This is a genomic window from Nitrospina gracilis Nb-211, from assembly GCF_021845525.1.
In the GTDB taxonomy this organism is placed as follows: Bacteria; Nitrospinota; Nitrospinia; order Nitrospinales; family Nitrospinaceae; genus Nitrospina; species Nitrospina gracilis_A.
In genome coordinates this window covers 222209-238845 of record NZ_JAKJKD010000001.1, presented here as the reverse complement: position 1 = coordinate 238845, position 16637 = coordinate 222209, and the positions used below count along the sequence as shown (strand labels likewise).

Sequence of the window (16637 nt, the reverse complement as noted above, 5' to 3'; positions counted from 1 at the left end):
ATCATGCAACTCAGACAATGGCTTCCAATTTTCTCCACCCTGCTTGCGGTATGCGCCGCGTTCGCCCTGTTGGCTCCCAATAGCCTGAAGGCGGGCGGACCGCCGGACATCACCTTCTCCGACACGAAGTCCCTGCCGCCAGTGGTCTTCAGCCATGAAGTCCATCTGGGGAAAAAACTCAAGTGCAACAACTGCCATTCCAAAATTTTCAAAATGAAAGCCGGTAGCGCCGACGAAGGCAATGCGCTGACGATGGATTCCCTGCAGAACGGCCAGTTTTGCGGAGCCTGCCACGACGGCGAGACAGCCTTCTCCTCCAAAGGCGACTGCAAGAAGTGCCACAACGGCGGTTGAGCGGGCGTGGCCCGGCGGGCGTGACCCGCGGCAAAGGGCCGGATGCATTGCCCGGAAAAAAATGGCGAATGCCTGGTGGGACAACGATGGCCAGTAGGCGCCATCCATCGCCTCTCTCCTTACCAAGGGACCTGTCCTTTCCTCAATCCCCCAGCCGGTAGGTGAAAAACAGCATGCCGGTGTGGGCTTCGTAATCCCGCACGGTGCCGGACAAGGTCAGCACCTGCACGATCTGCGTGGAGCTGGGCGTGAAGCCGTCGGTGGCGAAGTCGTCCGTCTCAAACATCTGGAACAGGTAACGCAGTCCCACGTCCAGATTCTTGCGCACTTTGTACGTGCCTTTCACATCCACGTTCTGCGTCCGCGTGATCAGGGCCGGAACATTGCGCGGCGTCGCCAGCGACGACCCCGCCCGGAAGCGAATGTCCTCCTCACTGTTCGAATACCAGTAATCCAGAGCCAGGCGCAGCCTGTCGCCCCGGGCCTTGTAGTCCAGCCCCGCCCCGAACGTGTGCACCACGTTGTCCTGAATGGCCGCCCAGTTGCGGGTGGGATCGACCGACTGCGCGGTGTTGTTGAAACTGCGGTTGTTCTGTATGGTTTCGATTTTCTCCAGCGTGTAATAAAAATGAAACCGCATGTTGCGCGCGTGCTGGTAGCCGACATCGAACGTGAACGCATGCTGTTTGAACGACTCCAGTCCCAGAAATCGCGCGTCGTACTTGTCTTCCATGAAGTTATAGAAAAACCCCAGGTCCAGACGTTCGGTGGGGAAGTAAGAAAAATTCACGTCGTGGCGGAAGCGGGTGCGTTCGGCCACGTCGTAACGCCGCATTTCCGGGTTCGTGTCGAACCCCGGCGCGGTGCTGGGATGATGGCGTCCGGCGAAGACGCGCGCCTCCTCATACGGATCGGTTTCTTCGCGCAGAGCCAGCGAGAACTGATAACCCGCAACGATGTTTTCAAAATAACCACTGCGCAATCCGGCGGTGAAGGTGTTCTCCTTGACTTCATCCACCTCGCGGAAGGTGCGGTCCATGATCTCCCACTGATAACCCAGCTTGAGCGTCGTGGCCTTCAGCAGGTAGTAGGATACATCCAGATTGAGCCGGTCCTGTACGGTGTCGAACGGCAGGTTGCCGAGGGAGTTTGACAGGCCCACCTGGCCGCCGGTGTCATCGTTGACGACATAATTGAAAAACTGCCGGGGCGTGTGGTTGATGGTCTGGTAGTGGCGAAAGCGCAGGTTGGTGGACAGCTTCGCCGTGGGCCGGTGCGACAGGTTGAACGTGGTCAGGAAGGTATGGATCTCCGCGTCTGCCGACTGGCGCGGAAGCAGAGCGGCGCCGGTGCCTACGGAAAACGGCACCAGCGGGTCGTTCTGCCGCATGATGCCGTACTCCACCGTTCCGGCAAAACGCGTGCGCTCGGAGAAATTGTACCCGCCGGAAAACCCGGCCCGCCAGTGCTGGTTGTCCGGCGGCCGCGAAATGAGACCGGTCGCGGGATGGCCCGCCACGCCGGTGAAGGGATTCTGAAACCGCATGTTCTCGACCCGGTTGTCGTACCACGACAGATCGAAGTACACCTGGTACTGACCGCGGTCGCCCGCGTACTCCATGTTGCCGTGCAGGGTGTTGGTCACGCTGTCCACCGTTTCCGGCAGGACCACGGACCGCGACACGGCAGAGCTGGCGCTGTTGCCGAAGGGCGCGCCCATGGACATCAGGCCATCGATCTCCCGGCGCTCGTAGGTCATCCCGAATTTGAAATCTTTAAAGAGAGATTCGAACCCAAAACGCGAGGCGTCGCGCCGGATGCCCAGCCCTTCGGCGCGGTTGCCGAAAGTCATGGCGCCGGTGTTCGCGCCCTGGGTGAAGCCGGGGTTGAGCGTCAGGAAGGACGAACCGGGATTCTGAAACACGGTCTGGTTGACGCCATTGACAAGGTGTGGCCCCTGGTCGTATTCGGCGAAAAAGGAATACCCGCCGTAACGGCCGGACTCCACCCGCACACTGCGGTTTTCCAGACCCAGGTTGCGGCCGGACAGATCGAAATAATAACCACCGCGGTTGTAAAACAGATCCGTCTCGCCGACCAGGTACCCCTCGTTGCCGGTGAGGCCGTTGTATTCGCCGAGCTTGAACGATTCGTCGTCGGTGAACAGTCCCGCCCCGCCCAGCGTCAGATACCCTTCAAACCCCTCGCTCAGCGCATAGGGATCCGGGTCTTCGGCCATGACGGGCGGCGCGCCCAGCAGGACCAGCCAACACAGCACCCCCCATCCAATGCCGCGCAAATAAGACATGAACCTTTCCCCCGAACGGTTGCAGGCACTCCCTCGTTTCTTTGACTGCATTCAAACATTTATGCCTTCTTCTCCGGAGTTGCCGCCACCACGCTCAGCGCGTGAACCGGGCTCCGGAAGGATGGTTCGAGCCATGAATCTTGCTGTGACAGTTGAGGCACGCCTTGCCCTGCAAATCCCGGTTGTTGGTTCCAGGCGCCAGTTGCGTGCCATCGTACAACCCGCTCGGGTGGAACTGCGACGAATGGCACGCCTGGCAGAGGTACGGTACTTTCAGTTTCAACATGCTCAGGTGGTTGGAACCGTGCGAATCGTGACAGTGCGAACAGTTCTCCCGCACCGGGCCATGCTCGAACAGCATGGGGCCGCGCTTGTCGGCGTGGCAGGCATAACAGGTCTCGTTGACGGACGCCTGCTTCAGCAGGCTCGGTCCCGGCCCGCCATGCGGGTTGTGGCAACTGGCACAGGACATCTTGCCTTCCCGCAACGGCATGTGCGCCGAGCGTAAAATGCGGGCGCGCTTGTCTTTATGACACTGGAAACAGGTTTTTTTGGAATCCTCGTCGATGAACATCTGGCGCGTACTGCGCCGGTTCATCACGTAATGGCATTTGTCGCAGGAGACATTCGCCATCTCGTGCATGCTTCCCTGCCAGTGCAGATTCAAACCACGTTCGTGGCATTGCAGACAGATGCGGCTTTTCTGCCGGGGCTCTATGTTTTTAAAGGAAACGACCGTGGAGAGCTTGCTGTCGAAATCCGCCTGCAAATGTTTGCTCAGCGGACCGTGACACAATTCGCAGGTTTCGGGGCCCGTATAGCCAAAGCGAGCCTTGAATTTGCGGGCATGTTTGGTTTTCAAGAAGGCCCGGATGTAACCCTCGTGGCACTGGAAGCAATCCGCTTTTTTACCGACGGATACCGCATCCTTGAGGGCAGGGTTGAACTGAGCCCAGTCCACCTTGTTTTCGGCGTGGACCACTCCGGGGAAAAGGCAAACTATACACAAAGTACCGAGGATCAGTGCTTTGATTCGGTTCAGCATGAAGCCCCTCTTTTTTAACTCCATGAAACCAGGAAACGATCGTCTTTCGGGTAAATATAACCCTGCTTCCGGCATTTTGCAACTCGGTGCCGTGTGGATGCCGGGTGGAACGACAATCCGGGCTTTAAAAAAAAAATTTTAAATGATACTCTGAATCCCATCGATCGCAGTTGCCGCTTCACCGTGATGAGGAGTGAGGAGTACGGTAACATGAATCCTGACGCCAGCAAGCAGGCCAACCTGTTCGTGATCCAGTGGATCCTCGCAGTCATTGTGTCCACAGGGTGGGCCGCGTTTGTTCCGTCACCGGCGGAAGCGCAGGATGCGGTGCTTCCCGAAGTGCGGCTGAATCCCAAAGGCATCTCCCCCAGCGCCCAGTGCGGCCGGTGTCATGAAGACCTCTACCGGCAGTGGCAGACCAGCCTGCACGCCAAGGCGGCCAGCAACGCCGTGTTCCAGGCGGCGTACATGCAGGTGTTTTTTCAGCGCGGCGAAGAAATCCGCAAGCGGTGCCTCACCTGCCACGCCCCGGTCTCGCTCATCCACAACGACCTCAAACTCCGCCAGCCGCTTTCGCAGGAAAGCATCAACTGCGACTTCTGCCATTCCATCTCCCATACGGTGTCGGAGTACACCGGCGGGTTCAATTACCTGTTTGACTTCGGGCTGACCAAGCAGGGTCCCTCCGCAGGCGGCACATCCCCCGCCCACAAAATACGCGAGAATCCCCTTTATAAAAGTTCCAGGTTCTGCCGCGAATGCCACGAGCTGGAAGAGGAGTCCGGTTTCAAATTGATCGAAACGTATTCGGAATGGAAAGCCAGCCCTTACGCCGAGGAAGGCACCGAGTGCCAGGACTGTCACATGGAACCGGCTCCGGGTGACGTGGTGCGCGGAAAACCGGGGTCCGGTCCGGGAAAAACAATCCGCAATCACGGTTTCGCGGGCGGGCATTCCTTGAGCAAGCGGCGCGAAGCCGTCGAGGTGAACATCGAAAACATACGCACCTTCCGCAATAAAGTGGAGGTCGAGGTAACCGTCCGCAACAAGGGGGCGGGGCACAAGATACCCACCGGACTGCCGCTGAAAAAAATCATCCTGGAAGTTTCCGTCCATCCGTCGAATGGCAACCCCGTCCAGATCCAGCGCAAGGTTTACCAGAAGACCGTGGTCGATGCCACCGGCAAACTGGTCTCCGAGATGACCCCGTTGTGGCTGGGCAAGGGACTGCGGGTGCTGAGTGACAACCGGCTGGCACCAAGGACGACCCAGCGGGAATCCTTTCTGTTCTTTGTGGAAGACCCGAGTCACAGCCGCGTCACCGCCGAGGCCATCTACAGCTACAGCCCGGAGATTCTGCAACCGGCTCCGGTGTACATTCCACTCGATTCAATTCAACAGGTGATTCCATAACCATGACAGACACGCGACCCCAATCCGAAGACAACGTCATGCCGGACGCGGAGCACAGCCCGAGCCCTGGAACCAACCGTCGCTGGTTTCTGCAGTGGTCGTTTTTCGGGCTGGTTCTGGCAACCCTTGGCATGGCGGCCAATGTCGTCATTCGCTACCTGATGCCGGCCCCGTCGAAATTGAGCAAGGCCGAGGAAGTGACCGTGCCGGTGAGCCAGGTGCCGAAAGGTTCCGGGTTGATGCTCAAACACCAGGGCCATCCGGTGGTCGCCATACACACGGAACAGGGCATCACCGCTTTCAACGCCACCTGCACTCATCTTGGATGCCTGGTCAAATGGGTCCCGGAAAAGAAGGAGTTTTTTTGCCCTTGCCACGCGGCGCGATTTTCAGAAACCGGCGAGGTCCTCGCCGGGCCCGCACCGGAGCCTCTGCACCGCATGCCGATTGAGATCGTCAACGATCAAATACGGTTTGTCTGAGTATCATGTTTAGCTGGTTGAATCATCTCTACGAAAAAATCCTCGACTGGATCGATTACCGCACCGGCATCCAGAGCATCGTGCGCGACCAATTGACCGAGTATCGGATTCCGGCGCGGTTGAACAAGTGGTATTCGCTGGGCGGGCTCAGCCTGTTCATTTTCGTTCTGCAGTTGATCACGGGCATCCTCCTGCTGGTGTATTACGTGCCGTCCACGGAACTGGCGTTCGCCAGCGTCCAACGGATCATGTTGGAGATCCCCTACGGCTGGCTGGTGCGGCTGGCGCATGCCGTGGGTTCGCACGCCATGATCGTGGTGGTTCTCCTGCACATGGTCAGCGTGGTGTTCATGGGCGCTTATAAAAAGCCGCGCGAGATCACGTGGCTGTCCGGGTGCATTCTGCTGTTTTTGACTTTGGGAATTTGTTTCACCGGCTACCTGTTGCCGTGGAGTCAATTGTCGTACTGGGCGACGACCGTGGCGACCAGCATTCCGGAACCCATCCCGGTGATCGGACCGTACATCGTCAAACTCATACGCGGAGGGGAAACACTCAACCCCGATACGCTGAACCGCTTTTTCACCCTGCACGTGATCGTGATTCCCGCGGTCATGCTGGGGCTCATGGGACTGCACCTGTTCCTGGTGCGGGTGCTGGGCATCTCGGAATCGCCTTTCGACAAGGACAAAAAAAAGGACAAACCGGACCATGTATAAAAAACCAAAATACCCGAAGGGCATGCGTTTCTATCCCACCTTCGTGCTCGAAGATGTGATGGTGATCTGCCTGTTCATGGCCGTGTTCTTCGGATTGATCTGTTTTTTTCCGGACTGGTTCATTTTCGGTGACGCGCAGAAACCGGCGGACGCGTTCGACACACCGGCTCACATCAAACCCGAATGGTACTTTCTGGCCTCGTACCAACTGCTCCGCATCATTCCTTCGGAACTGGGCGCGCTGATCCTGCAAACAGCCGGGGTGCTGGCGTTCATCTTTCTGCCGTTCATTGACCGGAGCCCGGAGCCGAATATTTTCAAACGGCCCCTGTTCTTGCCGCTGGTGGTGCTTTGCATCGCTTCTTTCGTCGGCTTGACTCTATGGGGATACCTGGCGTAACTCATGATGCGTACCGGACGTTCGAATTCCATTGCGGCGGCGCTGATGACCGTGCTGATTTTCAGCCTGCCGATGGCCTCGCGGGCCGCAACCGTCCCGCAGGAAAACAATTCCTGCATCACCTGCCACGGTGGACTGGATGACGAGCGCCTGAGTCACCCCGTGGCCTTGTGGACCGACAGCGTGCACGCCAAAGTCGGCAACACCTGCGACGGGTGCCACGGCGGCGATCCAAAGGACCTCACCCTGGAAGCCATGTCCAAATCCAAAGGGTTTCATGGTGTGCCGCCGCAGGCCCAGGTGACGGACGTCTGCGCCAAATGCCATTCACAAACCGCCGAGTCGTACAAATCCAGTGCGCACTTCCAGGTTGGGCAACCCACCTGCATCGATTGCCACAACCCCCATGCCATTGAACGCACCGCCGCAGGAATCGTGACCGCGGAACGGTGCAGTCTGTGCCATGAGTTCACTCCAGCGGAAAAATTGAAAACCATTCTGACCGGCCTGTCCGAACGGTTGCAGGAGACGCGCCAGCGCATCGCCGCCATCCGCGGCTTTCCCATGCAATCCTTTGAACAGCAGCATACGGATGCTTCGACAGAACTTCAGAATGTCCGGCGCGTGTCCCACAGCCTGGATCTTGAGAAGGTGCAGGAGGGAGCCCGGAACACCAGCAAAAAACTGCGCACCCTCACCGAAGACATCGCCCGGCTGGAAAACGTGTCCCAGGACCGCAGACGACTGGGGCTCATCGCCATCGCCCTGTTTCTCACGCTCACCGTAATCACTTACCTTTACAACGAACAGAACAAAAAAGACGAAGGGACCGGCGATTGATCCCGCCCTTAAAAAGGAAAAAGGAACGATGCCGACAGGCAGGGTTATTGGCTTTTGTTTAAATAGGAGGGAACTGCGGGTTTACTGCATGCTTCCTGAATGAAATCCACCAGCCGCTGTCGGTAGGAAGCGGCGTCCAGACGCGCGCCGTCAGCCACCAGCGCATCCACCTTTGCCGCGAACCCGTCTCCGGGCGCGACGCCGGAACACAGCCGCTTGATCTTCTTGTGCAGGGTGTCGATCACCTCTTCGCCGTCATCCACCAACTCCTCCGACAGCTTCTCGCCCGGGCGCATGCCGGTGATTTTGATCTCCATGTTTTCGCCCGGGGTGTACCCTAAAAGACGGATCATTTTATCCGCAAGGTCCATCAGCTTCACCGGCTGTCCCATCTCCAGCATCAGGATCTCGCCGCCGCGGCCGATGGTCGCCGCCTGCAAAATCAACTGCACCGCTTCCGGAATCAGCATGAAGAAGCGTTCCATGTCCGGGTGCGTCACCGTCACCGGACCACCGCGCTCGATCTGTTTCTGAAACAGCGGCACCACACTGCCGTTGCTCCCCAGCACGTTGCCGAAGCGCACCGTCATGAAATCCGTCTTGGACTGCGCCGCTTTATGTTGAATGTAGCGCTCGGCGATCTTTTTGGTCATGCCCATCACGCTGGTCGGGCGCACCACCTTGTCGGTGGAAACGAGAATGAATTTTTCCACGCCGTAGCGCTCGGACAAGTCCGCCGTGATGCGCGTTCCCTGCACGTTGTTGAGCACCGCCTCGTCCGCGTTCTCCTCCATCAGCGGCACGTGCTTGTGCGCGGCGGCGTGAAACACGAGTTGCGGCCGGAACCGTTGGAACAACGCGTCGAGTTTTTTCTCCTGCGTGACCGACAGAAAGAAATATTTCCGCTCGGTGTTGGTCATCTCGGCGTTGAGCTCCATGTTCAGGTCGTACAGGTAGTTCTCGCACTTGTCGATCATGATGAGCATGGCCGGATCGTATTCCAGCAACTGGCGGCACAGTTCGGAGCCGATGGACCCGCCCGCGCCGGTGATCATGATCTTCTTGCCGCCGACCATGTTCTGGATCATCGACAGATCCAGGTACACCGGCTCGCGGCCAAGCAGGTCGGTGATCTCAATATTGCGGATTTTGGAAATGTGCGGCTGGTGCGTGGCCAGATCAAAAAACGAGGAGACGGTTTTGTATTTCACGTTGGCGTCGCGGCACACCTTCACCACCGCTTCCATCCGCTCCGCGTCCATGCTGGTGACCGCCACCAGCACCTCCTGAATGCCCAGCGATTCCTTGAACTCCGGCAGGTCCTGGTGCCCGCCCAGGACCTTGACGCCCATGACTTGGTGATTGAGTTTTTTGGGATCGTCGTCAAGGAAGCCTCTCACCTGGTAATGCGGCGAGAATCGGCGCAGGTGTTTGAGCAGGTAAGCGCCCGTGTAACCCGCGCCCAGAATGAGGATCGGCACCCGGCCCTTGCCGCGGATGCCGGCTTCCTGGTTTTCGCGGTCGGTGAGAAGTTTCCAGCCCAGACGCGAGGAGCCGAGCATCAGGACCACCAGGATGAGGTCCATGAACAACACCGACCGGGAAACAAGATGCGCGCGGTTGTACAGAAACATGAAGATCAGAACCAGCACCGTTCCCATCGCCGCCGCTTTCAGAATCTGCAGCAGATCTTCCCAACTGGCATACTCCCAGAAGCGGGAATAAAAACGGCACAGGGCAAAGGAAAACGCGCGGCATAAAAGAACGATGGGAGCGAGGTCCAGAAAGACCTCCATCTGTTCTTTGGGAAGTGCACCTTCGAACCTCAGCAGAAACGCCAGGTATAAAGACAGAAGGCTGACCGTCAGGTCGAACCCGAGCAGGATGACCTTACGGAATCTTTTATTGAATGCACGCATGACTGGTGTTCCTCCGTGCCACCCGGTTTCAATGCCGGCGCGTATAAAAATGGTAGGGCTCCCCTTCGCCGACTGTTAAGGCGCACAGTCTGGAATATCGAGTTTACCATAAATGGTTGTTTTTCATTATGAAAATCCCCTTTAGAAAGTGATGAGGCCAAACTTTCCCGGTTTTTGTGGAATGTGGTACAATTCCTTGGTTTTATTGAATTTATTAAATCCGGGGTAGCTTCACCCGGTTTTGCGATCGAAGTTCCGCCTAAAAGCCGGAAATTCAATTTTTTTTAATTTGAGGGAGCGCTCATGCTCACCCTGATGCTCATCACCAACCACCCGGACCTGGCGAAAAACGCCGTCGCCGCCGGAGTGAACCGCATCTTTGTCGACCTGGAAGTGATCGGCAAAAAAGAGCGGCAGGGCCACCTGGATACGTGGATCAGCGGCCACAGCATGGACGACGCCCGCCGCGTGCGCGAAGCCATCCCGGACGCGGAACTGCTCATCCGCCTCAACCCGCCGCACCCGGGGATCGAGCAGGAGATCGAAGAGGCGCTGGCCATCGGGCCTGAACTGTTGATGCTCCCCATGTTCCGCACCGCGGACGAGCTGGCCCGCTTTTCTGAACAGGTGGGCGGACGTGCCGGGGTGGTGCCGCTGGTGGAAACACCGGAAGCGGCGGACGCGCTCGAATCGATCGTGCGCGTGCCGGGCCTCAAAGAGGTGTACATCGGCCTCAACGACCTGCACCTCGGCCTGAAACAGAACTTCATCTTCCAGCCGCTGGCCGACGGCATGGTCGATGCCCTGGCGAAAACCATCCTCAACGCCGGGTTGCCGTTCGGTTTCGGCGGCATCGCGCGTATCGGCGAGGGACAGCTTCCCGGCGAGATGGTGCTGGGCGAGCACCTCAGGCTGGGGTCGTCGTCGGTCATCCTGTCGCGCACCTTTCAACGCGGCCTGGTGGAGGAGGACGGCCGCGTGGACCACTCCAAACTGAAATACGAAATCGAAAAACTGCGCGAACACGAGGAATACCTGCAACGGCGGTCGCCGGAGCAGATCGAGCTCGACCGCTCGAAAGTCGTCGAGATCGTCAAACTGCTCAGCAAAGTGCGCTAGGCGATGACTTTATGCCCACCCGCCAAAAAAGAGGTCTGCTATAATGGCGCGTCCATTCACATCCGCCCGGCCGTCCTCCCTGCTACAATCCGGAACCGTCCGGCCACATTTTAAGTTTTAATATGATCGACACTCCCAAATCCTTCACGCCACACCGTCCCGAAGACCGCAAGGCGATGCTGAACTTCATCGGCGTGGAGTCCATCGACGACCTGCTCACCGGCATCCCGAAAGATCTGCGGTTGAAGCAACCGCTCAACCTGCCGCGCGCCGTGCCCGACTGGGAGCTGGAAAAACACCTGCGCGATCTCGCCGGCAAAAACGCCACCGTACACACGCACCTCAATTTCATCGGCGGCGGCATGTACGATCACCATATCCCGGCAGTGGTCGATGCGCTGGCCAGCCGCGGCGAGTTCCTCACCGCCTACACACCGTACCAGCCGGAGATGAGCCAGGGATTGTTGCAAATCCTCGCCGAATACCAGGAACAGATGGCGAAGGTGATGGGCCTGCCCGTCGTCAATTGCTCGTCATACGACGGCGGCACGGCGCTGTTCGAACTGGGCTGGATGGGGTGCCTCGCCTCCGACCGCGGCGATGCGGGCGTGTTGTACGCGGACGCCATCTGGCCGCAGTGGCAGGACATTTTAAAAAGCCACCTCACGCCGCGCCGCGTCGCGCTCGACACGGTGGAACACGATGCGAAAACCGGACGGCTGAACCTGCAATCGCTCGAAGACAAACTGAAATCCGAACGCCCGGCGGTGTTCCTGTTCCAGACGCCCAACCGCTTCGGCGTGCTGGAAGACATTCCCGCCATCGTCAAGCTCTGCCAGGCGCACGGGGTGCGGGTCGGCATGTCATTCAACCCGTTGTTGAGCGGCCTGTTCTCCACGCCGGGATCACTGGGCGTGGATTTCGCCAGTTGCGAGGGCCAGCCGCTGGGCATCCCGCTGTCGGCGGGCGGACCCAGTCTCGGCATCCTCAGTTGCAAAAAGGAATACCGCAAATTTTTACCCGGACGGCTGGTGGGCAAGGTGGCGGACATCTACGGCAACCCGGCTTATGCGCTGGTGTATGAAGACCGCGAGCAGCACGTGGCACGCGAAAAGGCGACGAGCAACATCTGCTCCAACCAGGCGTGGTGCGCGCTTCGCGCCGTGATCTATCTCAGCCTGCTGGGTGAAAGCGGCTACGCCCGCCTTGCCAAAATCATCGCCCACAAAACCGATTACCTGATAAAGCAACTGACCTCGATCCCCGGCATCGAACGCGCCTTCGCGGGTCCCGTGTTCAACGAGTTCGCCGTCAAACTTCCCAAACCGGCGGGCACCGTATTAGACGCCCTGCGCGGGGAAAACATTTTCGGCGGACTCGCTTTCGACGACACACCGCACGGCGAGTTGCTGTTGATCGCGGTGACGGAAACCAAAGCCCGGCAGGATATGGATCGCCTCGCCCGGTGCATGAAGAAGGTGTGCGCATGATCCCGCATCTTTCGGCAAAGAGCCGTCCGGGCATCGGCGGCAGTTGGGTGCACGACTTCGAGTTCGAGCAGGAGGACACCGCCTGCCTGTTTCCCGGCATGACCCTGCGCGAAGAGCCGCTCGGCCTGCCGGAAGTTTCGGAGATCGAGATCGTCCGCCACTTCATGGAACTGAGCGCGCACAGCCACGGCGTGGACAACGGTCCCTACCCGCTCGGTTCCTGCACCATGAAGTACAACCCGAAACGCAACGACGCCATGGCGAACCTCGACGGCTTCCGCGGCATCCATCCCCTACAACCGGTGGACACCATGCAGGGCCTGCTGGAACTGCTGTACAACCTGCAAGGGTATATCGCCGAGTTGATGGGCGCCGACGCGGTCACCCTGCAACCGTCGGCGGGCGCGCAGGGGGAGCTGACGGGCCTGCTCATCATCCGCAAGTATTTTGAGAAGAAAGGCGAGGACCGACGCGTCATCCTCATCGCCGATTCGGCGCACGGCACCAATCCGTCGTCCGCCGTCATGGCAGGATTCGACTGCGAGATCATCCCGACCAACGACGCGGGCATCATGGACCTCGACGTGGTCCGCGAAAAGATGAACGAACACGTCGCGGGCATCATGCTGACCAACCCGTCCACGCTCGGCCTGTTCGAGGAGAACATCGCCACCATCGCCGAGATCGTGCACGGTCAGGGCGGGCTTTTGTATTACGACGGGGCGAACCTGAACGCGCTGATGGGCATCGCGCGGCCGGGTGACATGGGGTTCGATGTCATGCACCTCAACACGCACAAAACACTGTCCACGCCGCACGGCGGCGGCGGGCCGGGCGCGGGTCCCTGTGCGGTGAAGGCGTTCCTGGAAGAACACCTGCCGGTGCCGCGCATCGTCAAACGAAACGACGGCACGTACGTGTTCGAAAGCGACCGGCCGCATTCCATCGGCCGCCTCAAATCGTTTTACGGCCACATGGCGGTGATGATCCGTTGCTACTGCTACATCCTGTTCAACGGACCGGAAGGCCTGAAGCAGGTTTCCGAGGACGCGGTGCTGAACGCGAATTACTTCCAGCAGAAACTGCGCGACATCCTGCCGCCGATTTACCCGAAACCCTGCATGCACGAATGCCTGCTGTCGGGAAAGAATCTGCCGACCACGCCGTACAACTTCGCCAAGCGGCTCATCGACTACGGCGTGCATCCGCCGACGTTGTTCGGCGCGGGGTGTGTGTATTTTCCGAAGGACCTCGATCACGCCATGCTGATCGAACCGACGGAGACGGAAACCAAGGCCAGCCTCGACCAGGTGATCAACGTGTTCCGCAAGGTGTATCACGAATCGTTCGCCGACGCGGAGTACGTGAACACTGCGCCGCATTCCGGGCGCACGCGCAAGATTCCCGAAGGCTATCAGGCTCTGGACGACTGAATCATTTTTTCCTAACTCGTGAGGTAACCAGGTTTTTTTATGTGTGGACTTGCCGGCATCATTGGCGCCAATAATTCCGATCCCAAACTCGTCGAGAAGATGGTCGAGACCATCATGTACCGCGGCCCGGACGAATGGGGCGTGAAGCAACACGGACCCGCCGTACTGGGTCACGCGCGGCTCGCGGTCGTCGATCCGGAAAACGGCCACCAGCCCATGTTCAATACCGACGGCACCGTCGGCGTTGTCTTCAACGGCGAAATTTACAACCACGTCGCCTTGCGCGAGGAACTCAAGAAAAAAGGCTACGTGTTCAAATCGCGGTGCGACACGGAAGTGCTGGTCCACCTGTGGCGCGAGGAAGGCGAGGCCATGTTGAAACGCCTCATCGGCATGTTCGCCTTCTTTCTCTGGGACGAAAAAGAAAAACGCGGCGTGCTGGTGCGCGATCACACGGGCATCAAACCGTGTTACGTCATGGAGCACGACGGCGGCTGGGCGTTCTGCAGTGAGATCAAGGGACTGCTCGCCCTTCCCGGCGTGAAAAGGGAAATCAACTACAACGGTCTCGCGCGCATGTTCGCGCTCAACTACTGCCCACCGCCGGACACCTGCTTCAAAAACATTCATCACCTGGAGCCGGGCACCTACTGGCATTTCGACAGCGAACTGAAAATCACCAGGCACCGTTACTGGGAATGGCCGTTCTTCGACGAACGCCACACGCCGGACTTCGACGAGTTCGCCGCGCTTCTGCGCGACGCCGTGCGCATGCAGAAGGATTTCGACGTGCAAGGCGGGCTGTACCTGAGCGGCGGCATCGACTCCTCCGTCGTCGCCAAATACCTGGTCGAGCAGTGGCCCGGCAAGCTGGAGGCCATCGGCCTCGATTTCCCCGTCGATGGCTTCTCCGAGTACGCCTACTCGCGCCTCGTCGCCGACCAACTGGGACTGGCGCTGAAACCGGCGATGATCGACCACACCCTCATCCCCGAACTCGCGGAAAAGGTCATCTACCACACCGATCAACCGCACGGCGACTTTTCGTTTTTTCTGTTTTACCTGCTGGCGAGCAAGGCCCACGGCGAAGGCAAAATCGTCATGTTCACCGGCGACGGACCGGACGAGACGCTGTTCGGCTTCAACCACAACGTGGAATTTTTTCAGGACACCACGCGCACCAACTTTCCCCTGCGCGCCTATTACAACGTGATCTGCTACATGGACGACGGCCTGCGCAAGCGGCTTCTGCGCGACACCATCCACAAGCACACGCAGGACCCGTTCGACTACTTCGAAAAGACCCTGGAGCCGTGGCGCGACCTGCAACCGATCGAACAGATCATCGCTTACGAATGCACGCAGTTGATGCCGGGCAACAACCTGGTCAAGGGCGACCGCATGGGGGCGTGCTGGTCCACCGAAGGCCGCTCGCCGTTCATGGACCATCGCGTGATCGAGCTGTTCACGCGCCTGCCGCTGACGGAGAAAATCGACCGCGGCATCGGCAAGAGCTATCTCAAGAAACACGCGGCAGAGGTGTTTTCCCGGGAATTCGTGTATGGCAAGAAGCGCATGCCGACCACCCCCATCGGCAACTGGTTGCAGGACCCGCTGTACCAATGGGCGCGGGACCTGCTGGCGGGCACCAACGACGACATCATCAACACGCAGGAAGCGGTCAAACTGCTCGACGAACACAAGGAAGGCAAGGCCAACCACACGCGCCCGCTCCGCACGCTCATCATGACCACCCTGTGGCTGAAGACGTTTTTCAATTCTTAAACCATCCGGAAGCATCCATGCTTACAGAATCCATCAAGAAACACAAAATCGAATACCTGCTGGTGAGCTTCGTCGATCTGTTCGGCGTGATCCGCTCGAAACTGATTCCCGCATCCAAGGCGAAGGTAGCCGAAACATCCGGCGCGGGATTCGCCGGGTTCGCGGCGCACCTCAACCTGACGCCGGCGCATCCCGACATCTTTCTCATCCCCGACGCCAATACCCTCACGCCGATGGCATGGCAGTCGAACGTCGCGTGGATCACCGGCGACCTGTACATGGAAGGCAAACTCATCGAACACGCGCCCCGCAATGTGTTGAAACGGGTCATGGCCGACGCCGCAAAGAAACGGGTGACGATGATGACCGGCGTGGAGGCGGAATTTTTTCTGCTCGCTCCCGACGGCTCCCGCATCTCCGATGAACGCGACCTGCTGGGCAAGCCCTGTTACGATCAACTGGCGCTGATGCGGCGCTTCGAGTTCATCAAGGAAGTGTGCGACGCCATGCAGGATTTCGGCTGGGAACCGTACCAGAACGATCACGAAGACGCCAACGGCCAGTACGAAATGAACTGGCACTACAGCAACGCACTGCAAACCGCCGACCGGCATGTGTTCTTCCGCTTCATGACCAAGGCCGTGGCGGAAAAACACAACCTGCGCGTCAGCTTCATGCCCAAACCCTTCAGCGCGTTGACGGGCAACGGCTGTCACACGCATTGCTCGCTGTGGGACGCATCAGGAAAAAAGAACCTGTTTCTCGACAGCAAAAACTTGCACCAGCTCTCGGAAAAGGCGTACCAGTTCATCGCGGGCGTCATGCACCACGCCCCGGCGCTGTCGGCGCTGACCAATCCCACGGTCAACAGCTTCAAGCGGCTGAACGCGAAGACGCCCGACTCCGGCGCAACGTGGTCGCCCAACGGCATCTCCTACGGCGGCAACAACCGCACGCACATGATCCGCATTCCCGACGCCGGGCGCTTTGAACTGCGCCTGCCCGACGGCGCGGCGAACCCGTACCTCCTGCAGGCGGGTCTCCTGGCCGCCGGCATGGATGGCATCGAAAACAAAATGGACCCTGGCCTGCCGCGCGACGAAAACATGTACGACATATTCACCAAACTCAAAGTCAAAAAGCTTCCCGCCACGCTGCACGACGCACTGATCGCACTGGACAAAAACCGCGTGTTCAGAGAAGCGCTGGGTGGAGAATTCATCGACAGCTACCTGAAGCTCAAACGCGACGACTGGAGCCGCTACATGAGCCAGGTGAGCGACTGGGAACGGCAGTCCACGCTGGATTGCTGAACCGCATCTTGTATAAG

The 16637-nt window shown here is 59.0% G+C and carries 14 protein-coding genes; 11 read left to right on the top strand and 3 right to left on the bottom strand.

Annotated features, from left to right (window positions below; translation table 11 throughout):
* Positions 1-3: 3 nt before the first annotated feature.
* Positions 4-354 carry a cytochrome c3 family protein gene (locus tag J2S31_RS01235; protein ID WP_237097226.1) on the top strand — a complete coding sequence of 117 codons (351 nt, stop codon included), beginning with the start codon at positions 4-6 and terminating at the stop codon, positions 352-354.
* Positions 355-496: 142 nt separating this feature from the next.
* On the opposite strand, the gene J2S31_RS01230 is transcribed toward J2S31_RS01235, so the two are convergent.
* Together J2S31_RS01230 and J2S31_RS01225 are read right to left on the bottom strand one after the other, a co-directional pair.
* Positions 497-2662, bottom strand: a complete 2166-nt coding sequence (locus tag J2S31_RS01230) for an MtrB/PioB family decaheme-associated outer membrane protein (RefSeq protein WP_237097225.1) — start codon at positions 2660-2662, stop codon at positions 497-499.
* A 94-nt stretch (positions 2663-2756) separates the two neighbouring features.
* The gene (locus J2S31_RS01225; protein WP_237097224.1) at positions 2757-3707 is read right to left on the bottom strand and encodes a DmsE family decaheme c-type cytochrome; all 951 of its coding nucleotides are present in this window, start codon (positions 3705-3707) and stop codon (positions 2757-2759) included.
* 210 nt (positions 3708-3917) lie between these two features.
* Between J2S31_RS01225 and J2S31_RS01220 the strand changes: the two genes are divergently transcribed.
* Genes J2S31_RS01220 through J2S31_RS01200 form a run of 5 tightly spaced genes read left to right on the top strand, consistent with a single transcriptional unit; the run spans position 3918 to position 7561 of the window.
* The gene (locus tag J2S31_RS01220; RefSeq protein ID WP_237097223.1) at positions 3918-5120 is read left to right on the top strand and encodes a cytochrome c family protein; all 1203 of its coding nucleotides are present in this window, start codon (positions 3918-3920) and stop codon (positions 5118-5120) included.
* 2 nt (positions 5121-5122) lie between these two features.
* Positions 5123-5602: a QcrA and Rieske domain-containing protein gene (locus J2S31_RS01215; RefSeq protein WP_237097222.1), complete on the top strand. Its 480-nt coding sequence runs from the start codon at positions 5123-5125 to the stop codon at positions 5600-5602.
* A 5-nt stretch (positions 5603-5607) separates the two neighbouring features.
* Positions 5608-6321 carry a cytochrome b gene (locus tag J2S31_RS01210; protein WP_237097221.1) on the top strand — a complete coding sequence of 238 codons (714 nt, stop codon included), beginning with the start codon at positions 5608-5610 and terminating at the stop codon, positions 6319-6321.
* Positions 6314-6721 carry a hypothetical protein gene (locus J2S31_RS01205; RefSeq protein ID WP_237097220.1) on the top strand — a complete coding sequence of 136 codons (408 nt, stop codon included), beginning with the start codon at positions 6314-6316 and terminating at the stop codon, positions 6719-6721. The genes J2S31_RS01210 and J2S31_RS01205 overlap by 8 nt, the downstream gene beginning before the upstream one ends.
* Positions 6722-6724: 3 nt before the next feature.
* Positions 6725-7561: a hypothetical protein gene (locus J2S31_RS01200; protein ID WP_237097219.1), complete on the top strand. Its 837-nt coding sequence runs from the start codon at positions 6725-6727 to the stop codon at positions 7559-7561.
* 44 nt (positions 7562-7605) lie between these two features.
* Here the strand turns inward: J2S31_RS01200 and J2S31_RS01195 are convergent, their stop codons facing one another.
* On the bottom strand, positions 7606-9480 hold the full coding sequence (locus J2S31_RS01195; protein ID WP_237097218.1) for a polysaccharide biosynthesis protein: 1875 nt from the start codon (positions 9478-9480) through the stop codon (positions 7606-7608).
* A 303-nt stretch (positions 9481-9783) separates the two neighbouring features.
* On the opposite strand from J2S31_RS01195, the gene J2S31_RS01190 reads away from it, so the two are divergent.
* From J2S31_RS01190 to glnT, 5 genes are all read left to right on the top strand, one after another.
* On the top strand, positions 9784-10599 hold the full coding sequence (locus tag J2S31_RS01190) for an aldolase/citrate lyase family protein (protein WP_237097217.1): 816 nt from the start codon (positions 9784-9786) through the stop codon (positions 10597-10599).
* A gap of 122 nt (positions 10600-10721) precedes the next feature.
* Complete coding sequence (gene gcvPA / locus J2S31_RS01185) at positions 10722-12089, top strand: aminomethyl-transferring glycine dehydrogenase subunit GcvPA (RefSeq protein ID WP_237097216.1); 1368 nt, start codon at positions 10722-10724, stop codon at positions 12087-12089.
* Entirely contained in the window at positions 12086-13522 is a 1437-nt protein-coding gene (gcvPB, locus tag J2S31_RS01180) for an aminomethyl-transferring glycine dehydrogenase subunit GcvPB (protein ID WP_237097215.1), read from the top strand. Before gcvPA ends, gcvPB begins: the two co-directional genes overlap by 4 nt.
* Positions 13523-13561: 39 nt before the next feature.
* On the top strand, positions 13562-15307 hold the full coding sequence (asnB, locus tag J2S31_RS01175; RefSeq protein WP_237097214.1) for an asparagine synthase (glutamine-hydrolyzing): 1746 nt from the start codon (positions 13562-13564) through the stop codon (positions 15305-15307).
* A gap of 17 nt (positions 15308-15324) precedes the next feature.
* Positions 15325-16620 carry a type III glutamate--ammonia ligase gene (gene glnT / locus J2S31_RS01170; protein ID WP_237097213.1) on the top strand — a complete coding sequence of 432 codons (1296 nt, stop codon included), beginning with the start codon at positions 15325-15327 and terminating at the stop codon, positions 16618-16620.
* Positions 16621-16637: the final 17 nt, after the last annotated feature.